8 protein-coding genes are annotated in these 8,404 nt (G+C 62.7%); all 8 read left to right on the top strand.

Features of this window, described 5'->3' with window-relative positions; translation table 11 throughout:
- The first annotated feature begins 646 nt into the window (after nt 1-646).
- Entirely contained in the window at nt 647-1,720 is a 1,074-nt protein-coding gene (queA, locus tag VF515_18845; GenBank protein HEX7409691.1) for a tRNA preQ1(34) S-adenosylmethionine ribosyltransferase-isomerase QueA, read from the top strand.
- Nucleotides 1,717-2,919 (top strand): tRNA guanosine(34) transglycosylase Tgt, encoded by a 1,203-nt coding sequence (tgt, locus tag VF515_18850; GenBank protein HEX7409692.1) that lies wholly within the window; start codon nt 1,717-1,719, stop codon nt 2,917-2,919. The genes queA and tgt overlap by 4 nt, the downstream gene beginning before the upstream one ends.
- Nucleotides 2,916-3,257: a preprotein translocase subunit YajC gene (gene yajC, locus VF515_18855; GenBank protein HEX7409693.1), complete on the top strand. Its 342-nt coding sequence runs from the start codon at nt 2,916-2,918 to the stop codon at nt 3,255-3,257. Before tgt ends, yajC begins: the two co-directional genes overlap by 4 nt.
- Nucleotides 3,254-4,858: a protein translocase subunit SecD gene (secD, locus tag VF515_18860; protein ID HEX7409694.1), complete on the top strand. Its 1,605-nt coding sequence runs from the start codon at nt 3,254-3,256 to the stop codon at nt 4,856-4,858. The genes yajC and secD overlap by 4 nt, the downstream gene beginning before the upstream one ends.
- 3 nt (nt 4,859-4,861) lie before the next feature.
- On the top strand, nt 4,862-5,788 hold the full coding sequence (secF, locus tag VF515_18865) for a protein translocase subunit SecF (protein ID HEX7409695.1): 927 nt from the start codon (nt 4,862-4,864) through the stop codon (nt 5,786-5,788).
- Nucleotides 5,789-7,507 carry a single-stranded-DNA-specific exonuclease RecJ gene (gene recJ, locus VF515_18870; protein ID HEX7409696.1) on the top strand — a complete coding sequence of 573 codons (1,719 nt, stop codon included), beginning with the start codon at nt 5,789-5,791 and terminating at the stop codon, nt 7,505-7,507. It abuts the gene before it with no gap.
- A gap of 143 nt (nt 7,508-7,650) precedes the next feature.
- Nucleotides 7,651-7,839: a helix-turn-helix domain-containing protein gene (locus tag VF515_18875; protein ID HEX7409697.1), complete on the top strand. Its 189-nt coding sequence runs from the start codon at nt 7,651-7,653 to the stop codon at nt 7,837-7,839.
- Between the two features lie 53 nt (nt 7,840-7,892).
- Nucleotides 7,893-8,404 (top strand): class I SAM-dependent methyltransferase (locus VF515_18880; GenBank protein ID HEX7409698.1); only part of this gene is annotated, 512 nt, incomplete at its 3' end.

The raw sequence follows: 8,404 nt of genomic DNA on the forward strand, positions 1-8,404 counted from the left end.
ACGGGGTCACCGTGGATGAGGTGCTGACGATGGTGAACATCGCCCTCGGCAACACACCGGTGGCCGACTGCCTGAACGGCGATGCCAGCGGCGACGGTAAGATCACTGTCGACGAGATTCTCTCGGCCGTGAACAACGCGCTGAACGGCTGCCCGGGAGTGTGAAGGACTGCTGCGGAGGAGGATCAGTGCATGACACCCCACCGCATCGGTGACCTAGCCGAATCGCGGGCCCGCATCAGCGTCGCCGATCTACTGGCGGCAGGTGGCGTCCGGCCTGTGAATCTCGTCAAGCGTAGCGGCGACACATTGCGCCTGGCGCTGCAGGCAGATGTGCTTGCGGTCGCGCACGGGACAGAACCAGATTCGCTTTCCTGGCAATCGAGGGCCTCGGTGAGGTCGGGCCCAAGGGATGGGCAGGTAAAACTGGCACCAGCCACTGCGGCGCTTGTTTCTTAGGAGGCAACTCCTGAGTAGGCGTCGGGTGACGCCGTATCGAAGGATTCTCAGGGGCCGTATCGAGGGACCATCTGAGAAAAACGACACAGCCTTGACACTCCTGGAGGCTTGTGATTAACCCCGGCCGGAATCGCTGAGCCAAACCATGAGGGCACCGACGAGGTGCCTCTTTTTTTATTGTCGCTGGCATGGAGAGCGTCGCATTCTCGAACCGATCTACCGAAGCGGCCCTGGCGCTGTCGGACTTTCAGTTCGCCTTACCGGCTGAGCTGATCGCGCAGGTGCCGGCCGAGCCTCGCGACCATGCCCGCCTGATGGTACTCGATCGTCGTCGGCATGGCGTCGAGCACACCCAGGTCCATACACTGCCGCAACATCTGCGCCCGGGCGATCTGCTGGTGGTGAACGACACGAAAGTCATGCCCGCACGCCTGTTCGGTCGCACCGGCTCGGGCGCAGCGGTCGAATTGCTCCTCATCCGGCCAACGGCCGAGTCGTTATGGCTAGGTCTCGGGAAGCCGGCTCGCCGGCTGCGCCCAGGCACGGCCCTCAGCTTTCCAGAAGGCACGCACGCGACCGTTGTCGCCGCCCATGGCGACGGCCACTACAGCATCGCATTCGACGACACGGTAGCCATGCCCGGGCTCCTGGAGCGGCACGGTGAGATTCCCTTGCCGCCGTACATCCGCCGCCCTGACGGTCCCCTTCGGCTCGATCATACTCGGTACCAGACCATTTTTGCCGCGCATGCGGGCGCCGTGGCGGCACCGACGGCGGGATTGCATTTTACCGAGGAGCTGCTCACCGCGCTGCAGACGCGGGGCGTGCTGGTGGCACGGCTCACCTTGCACGTCGGCCCCGGCACCTTCCTTCCGGTGCGTTGCGCCGACCTCAGCCACCACGCCATGGAGGCCGAATGGTGCGAGATTCCTGAAGCCACCGCGGCCCTCGTCGCCCAAGCCAAGGCGGCTGGTAGCCGCGTCGTCGCCGTCGGCACGACAACGACACGGGCGCTGGAGTCGGCGGCGTTACTGGACGGCACGGTGCGCCACGGTGTCCGCTGGGCGGACCTCTTCATCACGCCCGGCTATCAGTTCCGTGTGGTCGATGCCTTGTTCACCAACTTCCACCTGCCGGGGTCAACCTTGCTCCTTCTGGCCAGCGCATTTGCCGGCCGTGATCCCATTCTTGCCGCCTACGCCGAAGCGGTCTCACAGCGCTATCGCTTCTACAGTTACGGCGATGCCATGCTGATCCAATGAGCCCCATCTCGCACGCCGCAGGTGTCCTGGACCCATCGCCGGATGTCACGGCGGCGCCAACCCCAACCGTATCGGCACCCGCGTTCGATCTCGCGGCAACGCCGTCAGACGGCAACGCCAAAGCCCGCTGCGGGCGCCTGACCACCGCTCACGGCCTCGTCAACACGCCAGCCTTCATGCCGGTTGCAACCCAGGGCACGGTCAAAGGCATCACCCCCGCCCAACTCAGAGACATTGGTGCGGAGATCGTCCTCGCCAATGCGTACCACCTGGCCATACGGCCCGGGGCCGCCCTCATCCGGGAGCTGGGCGGGTTGCATCGCTTCATGGGTTGGGACGGCCCGATCCTCACCGACAGCGGGGGGTATCAGATTTTCAGCTTGGCTGCGTTGCGCAAGATCTCGGACGGCGGGGTGAACTTCCGCTCCCATCTCGATGGTGCGCCCATATTCTTGACGCCGGAAGATGTGGTTCGTATCCAGATCGATCTGGGGGTGGACATCATCATGGTCTTGGACGAATGCGTCCCTGCCGGCGCGACCCGCGCGCAAGCCGAAGAGGCGGCGGCACGCACCTTTCATTGGGCGGATCGATCCCGTCAGGTGGAGACCGCGCCCGGGCAGTTGATGTTTGGAATCGTGCAAGGATCCACGTATAAGGACTTGCGCATCCAGCAAGTGCATGAACTTGTAGCTCTCGACTTTCCAGGCTATGCGGTGGGCGGACTGAGTGTGGGGGAAAACCGGGAGATCACGATGACGGTGGCAGAGGAAACGGTGGCAGCCTTGCCCGGGGATCGGCCGCGGTACCTGATGGGGGTGGGGTTGCCCGAGGATCTGATCCGATTTGTCGGCATGGGCTACGATATGTTCGACTGCGTTCTGCCGACGCGCAACGGCCGCAACGGGATGCTGTTTACGTCCGTGGGCCGGCTCAACATTCGCCTGGCCCAGCATGCCCGTGATCACGCGCCCGCAGACGCCAATTGCAGCTGCTACACCTGCCGCACGTTCAGTCGGGCCTACCTGCGCCACCTGGCGGCCGCCAATGAGATGCTTGGGGCACAGTTGGTGAGTCTGCACAATCTGCATTTCTACCTCCAGTTGATGCGCGACATGCGAGCGGCAATTTCCGCCGGGCGGTTTGCAACTTGGGCTGCGGAGCGCCTGGCTCACCTGACTGCGGAGGCTGATGCATGATAAGTCCGGCCTGGGCACAAGCGGCGCACGGCTCGCCCGCATCGCCGTTGATCCAGTTTGCACCACTGGTCTTGATCTTCGTCGTGTTCTACTTCCTGCTCATCCGTCCCCAGCAGCAGAAGGCCAAGGAACAGCGGACGATGATCGCCAATCTCAAACGCAATGACGAGGTGGTCACGACCGGCGGCTTGTACGGCAAGGTGGTCGCCCTGACCGATAAGGTCCTGACCTTGGAGATCGCGCCCAACGTTCGCGTGCGCGTTGAGCGGGCGCAAGTCGTCTCGCTGGCCAAAGCCGGTGGCCCAGAGGACGCCAAAGAGAAGGAAAAACAGAAGTGAGAAATCAGAGCCTATTCTATCGCACACTGCTCATTCTGGGTCTCACCGCATCCGCGATCGTGTATCTGGTGCCCACGTTCGTGACCGACCTGCCCCAGTTCTGGAAGGATTACCTGCCGAGCCATCGCATTCATCTCGGGCTGGATTTACAGGGCGGCACGCACCTGGTGATGACGGTGGACGTGCAGAAGGCACTGGAAAACTCCCTCGATCATAACGTCGAGGAGCTCAAGCGTGAGCTCAAAGAGGCGAAGATCGGCATCACGGCCGCCGAACGCAAGGACACCAGCATTCAGGTTCGCGTCAACAACAGCGAACGCAACCAGTTCACCGACCTCGTGAAAGAACGCTTCCCAAACCTGACCATCGAGAACTCCAGCACCGAAGACGACACCGCCAACATCCAGCTGGTCTTTTCCAAACGCGAGGAGCAGCACCTGCGCGAGTCGGCGCTCGATCAATCGCTCGAGACGATCCGTAACCGTATCGACCAATTCGGCGTCAGCGAACCCATCATTCAACGTGAAGGCTCCCAGGACATCTTGATCCAATTACCCGGCATCCAGGATCCGCAACGCGCCAAGGACCTCATCGGGCGCACGGCAGTACTGGAGTTCAAGGTGCTGTCGGAAGTTCCGGACCCTGAGGAGTACCTCTCCGGCAAGAAGCCCTTGCCGCCGGGAACCGAGATCCTCAGCGGAGCGGAGGCAGATCGCACCGGCGGGCGGAGTCAGACGCCCAAGTACCTGGCGGAAGCCAAGACCTTGATGACCGGAGATGTGATTTCCGATGCCTTGGTGCGGCCGGCGACCCAGCTCGAGGGCCCGTACGTCGCCCTCGAACTCAACGCCCGTGGCGGCAAGCAGTTTGAGGATCTCACCGGCGCCAACGTCGGCCGGCGTCTGGCCATCATCCTCGACAACAAGGTTTATTCCGCACCGGTCATTCGTGAACGCATCAGCGGCGGGCGGGCATCGATCACCGGCAACTTCGACATCAAGGAGGCGCGGGACCTGGCGATCGTGCTGCGCGCCGGCGCGCTGCCGGCACCGGTACGCGTGGCCGAGGAGCGCACCGTGGGTCCCTCGCTGGGCAAGGATTCCATCCGGCAGGGAATTACCTCATTCGTCGTCGGTGGCTCATTGGTCATCATCTTCATGCTCGTGTACTACAAATTTGCGGGCGTCTTGGCTGACATGGCATTGATTTTCAACATCCTGTTCTTGATGGCGGTACTCACGGCGATGCAGGCCACGCTGACCCTCCCGGGCATTGCCGGGATCGTGCTCACCATCGGCATGGCGGTGGATGCCAACGTGCTGATCAACGAACGTATCCGTGAAGAGCTGCGCTTGGGCAAGACCGCCCGTGCCGCCATTGACGCCGGCTATAAGCGCGCCCTCCCGGCGATTCTCGACACCAACACCAACAGCTTTTTGGCGGGTCTGATCCTCTTCCAGTTCGGCACAGGCGCGGTGCGGGGTTTTGCCATCACCCTGTGCATCGGTCTCGTCAGCAGTGTGTTCACCGCCGTCGTCTGTACGCGTGTGGTGTACGACTACCTGCTCACCTACCGCCGCCTGCAGAACGTGAGCGTGTGATTTATGGAAAACACCAAGTTCAGGGAAATCATCAAACCGGGCACGAACTTCGACTTCATCCGCTTCTGGCTCGTCGCCCTCGTCATTTCGTGGGTGCTGATTGCGATCGGCATCGGCTCGTTCATCTACCACGGCGGGCCCAACTACGGGATCGATTTCTCCGGCGGGGTCATGGTGCACCTGCGCTTCAGCAAACCGCAGTCGATCGGCGACATCCGTGCCGGGCTGAGTACGGTCGGGCTGGGCGATTCGACCATCCAGGATTTCGGCGCCGGCAGTACCGAGTATCTGGTACGCCTCCCCGTTGAGGCGAGTGAAACCAAAGGCATCAGCGAAACCCTGACACAGGCCCTCGCAACCAAGTTCGGCAAGGAGTCCTTCGAGGTGTTGCGCATCGAGTTGGTCGGCCCGCGGGTCGGCAAGGAACTCCGGCAACGAGCCGTGCTTGCGGTGGCTTTTGCGACGCTTTTGATGGGTGCCTACATCTGGTTCCGCTTTGAGCTGCGGTTTGGCGTCGGGGCGGCCATCGCCTTGGTGCACGACGTGTTGATTGCGGCCGGGGCACTCTCCCTCGTCAACTACGAGATCGATCTGACCGTGGTGGCGGGGCTGCTGACCGTGGTCGGTTTCTCGGTGCACGACACCGTGATCGTCTGCGACCGGATCCGCGAAAACATGCGGAAGAGCCGGCGCGATTCCATGGCCACCATCATCAACCGCAGCATCAACGAAACCCTCAGCCGTACCGTGCTCACCACCGGCACGGCCATCCTGGTCGTCCTGTCCCTCTTCTTCTTGGGCGGCAACGTGATCCGCAGCTTCGCGTTTACGCTCCTCGTGGGTTTCGTCATTGGAACGTACTCCTCGATTTACATTGCCAGTCCCATCGTGTTGTGGATGGATCCCTCCCGCGGGCGACGGAACCGCTGAATGACCGTGGCGCGGCGCTGGAAGCTGCTTCCCCGCCAGCCTGAAGTCGACAATCTTTTGTGCCGCGAGCTGGGGATTCCCCCGTTGCTGGCGCACCTCCTCGCCTGCCGGGGCGTCACCACCCCGGCGGCAGCGTCCAGCTTCCTGAACCCGCGCCTTTCGGAACACCTGCGCTCGCCGATGTTGTTTCGCCACATGCCGGCTGCGGCGGACCGCGTCATTCAGGGCCTGCGCCGCAACGAGCGCATCGGCATTTACGGCGACTACGACGTCGACGGCATCAGCGGCAGTGCCATCCTGGTCCGCTTTCTGCGAGCCCTCGGGCAGGAACCGGTTCTCTATATCCCACATCGGCTACGTGACGGTTACGGCGTCAGTGAAGCCGGCGTACGCCAACTGGCAGCAGCAGGCGTACGGCTGATGATCACCGTGGACTGCGGCGGCGTGAGCCACCGCGAGATCGCCCTTGCCGGCACACTCGGGATGGAAACGATCGTCTGCGACCATCACCAGGTGTCCGGTACGCCGCTCCCTGCCCACGCCGTCTTGAACCCGATCGAGGCTGACGCCGGCTTTCCGTTTAGCGGGCTCTGCGGCGCCGGCGTCGCCTTTTATCTGGCGTTAGGCGTGCGCCTGCGGCTGCGGGAAGCTGGGCACCAGAACCTCCCGGATCTGCGCCGCTACCTCGATCTGGTGACGCTGGGCACTATCGCCGACATCGTCCCACTCATCGAAGAAAACCGCGTCCTGGTGAAACACGGCTTGCGCGAGTTGATGCAAACCCAGTGTCCCGGTCTCGTCGCACTGAAGGCCGTCAGCGGCGTCAGTGCGGTTTCCACCGGCGTCGTCGGCTTCCGTTTGGCACCACGCCTCAACGCGAGCGGGCGGCTCGCCGACGCGACCCAAGCGGTCGAGCTGCTGACCACCGATGACTGCGCGCGCGCCGAGCAGCTCGCCGCCGAATTGGACCAGGAAAACCGTAACCGCCAAGCGATTGAGCAGGAGATCCTGGCCGACGCGGTCCGCCGCGTGGAAGGTGACGGCGATTTCGCCGATCGGCGGACCATCGTACTGGCATCCTCCGATTGGCACCCCGGCGTGATTGGTATCGTAGCGTCCCGCTTGGTGGAGCGCTTTTATCGGCCGGCGGTCCTGCTCGCCATCAGTAGCGATACCGGGATCGCACGCGGTTCGGGGCGAAGCATCCGCGGCTTGAATCTGCACGAAGCCTTCAAGGTCTGCCGTCAATCCCTGGAGGGATTTGGCGGCCACCGCATGGCTGCGGGCCTGAGCATTCGGCAGGAGCGGATCCCAGTCTTTGCCGAGCAATTCGAGGCGGCGGTACGGGCGGCGACACGGCCGCAGGATTTCGTCCCGGAGACCACGATTGACGCCGAGCTGACGCTGGCCGAGGTTGGTGAGGCGCTGGTGGAGGAGCTGGGCCAGCTGGAACCGCACGGCTCCAGCAACCCGGAACCGGTTTTTCTCTCCCGTAACGTCGCCGTCGTCTCGCGCCGGACGGTCGGCACAAATCATCTGAAGCTCTCCCTGCGTGACGGCAGTCGTACACTGTCGGCCATCGGCTTCGGCATGGCGGAGGCCTCGATCGCCGAGGGGGCCGCTCTCGATATCTTGTTTTCACCCGAACGCAACGAATGGAACGGAACCACGTCGATTCAGCTCCGCCTGCGCGATCTGCGGCACGCCGCAAGCAAATGAGCGTACCTTATCGATCGGACGATCGGATTAGTCCGCCGCAACCCCGGAACCGGGCTAGCCTCCGCTTCCAACTTGACTGAACTAACACAGCGTGTTACCGGTTTGCGGTCAGTGGCGAACATTGCTGCCAAGAGCTGTGAGTGATGGAACGAGACGACGCGATCTTGAACAGCAAGGATGTCGCCCAGATTCTCGATCTCAGCCCCGACACGGTGAACGAGTACGCGCGCAAGAGCATCCTGCCCGCTTTCAAGAAGGGGCGACAATGGCGCTTTCGCAAGCGGGACATCGCGCTTTTCAAGCGTCAGCTGCACGGGGAGACGGCGGCCTGAGCGGACGCCAACGCAACGCCAGAAGCCCACGTCACAATAAGAGCGGAGAGATCATGTCGAGCATAGAAGAGGTCCAAGCGCATCAAAGCAAGATCTACTACGAGTTTTCGCACCTGTATGACCGGCTCTTCACCCGGGTCTTCTATCCACGCATCGCCCATGTCATCCGCTCGCTGAAGATCGAGCCCGGGGCACGCGTGCTCGAAGTCGGCGTCGGAACCGGCCTATCTTTCGACGCCTATCCGACGCACTGTCAGGTCACCGGTGTAGACCTGGCGCCGGACATGCTCGAACAGGCACAGGAGAAGATCGGCCGGAACGGATGGCGACACCTCAAGGTCATCGAGATGGACGCCATGAACCTGAAATTCCCCGACAATGCCTTCGATTACGTCATGGCTTTCCACGTCGTAAGCGTAGTGCCCGATGCCGGACGTTTGATGAGCGAGGTGTTGCGGGTCAGCCGTCCAGGCGCGACCATTGCCATCATCAACCACTTCCGCAGCCGCAACCGCTTGTTGGCGGCGATGGACAGTTTCATCGAGCCGATCACCCGCCGGCTGGG

The sequence above is a fragment of the Candidatus Binatia bacterium genome, assembly GCA_036382395.1.
GTDB lineage: Bacteria > Desulfobacterota > Binatia > HRBIN30 > HRBIN30 > JAGDMS01.

What these genes read in the sequence shown, in the direction of transcription:
- queA (HEX7409691.1), top strand. Translation starts at nt 647, where the DNA reads ATGGAGAGCGTCGCATTCTCGAACCGATCTACCGAAGCGGCCCTGGCG.
- recJ (HEX7409696.1), top strand. Translation starts at nt 5,789, where the DNA reads ATGACCGTGGCGCGGCGCTGGAAGCTGCTTCCCCGCCAGCCTGAAGTC.
- yajC (HEX7409693.1), top strand. Translation starts at nt 2,916, where the DNA reads ATGATAAGTCCGGCCTGGGCACAAGCGGCGCACGGCTCGCCCGCATCG.
- VF515_18875 (HEX7409697.1), top strand. Translation starts at nt 7,651, where the DNA reads ATGGAACGAGACGACGCGATCTTGAACAGCAAGGATGTCGCCCAGATT.
- tgt (HEX7409692.1), top strand. Translation starts at nt 1,717, where the DNA reads ATGAGCCCCATCTCGCACGCCGCAGGTGTCCTGGACCCATCGCCGGAT.
- secF (HEX7409695.1), top strand. Translation starts at nt 4,862, where the DNA reads ATGGAAAACACCAAGTTCAGGGAAATCATCAAACCGGGCACGAACTTC.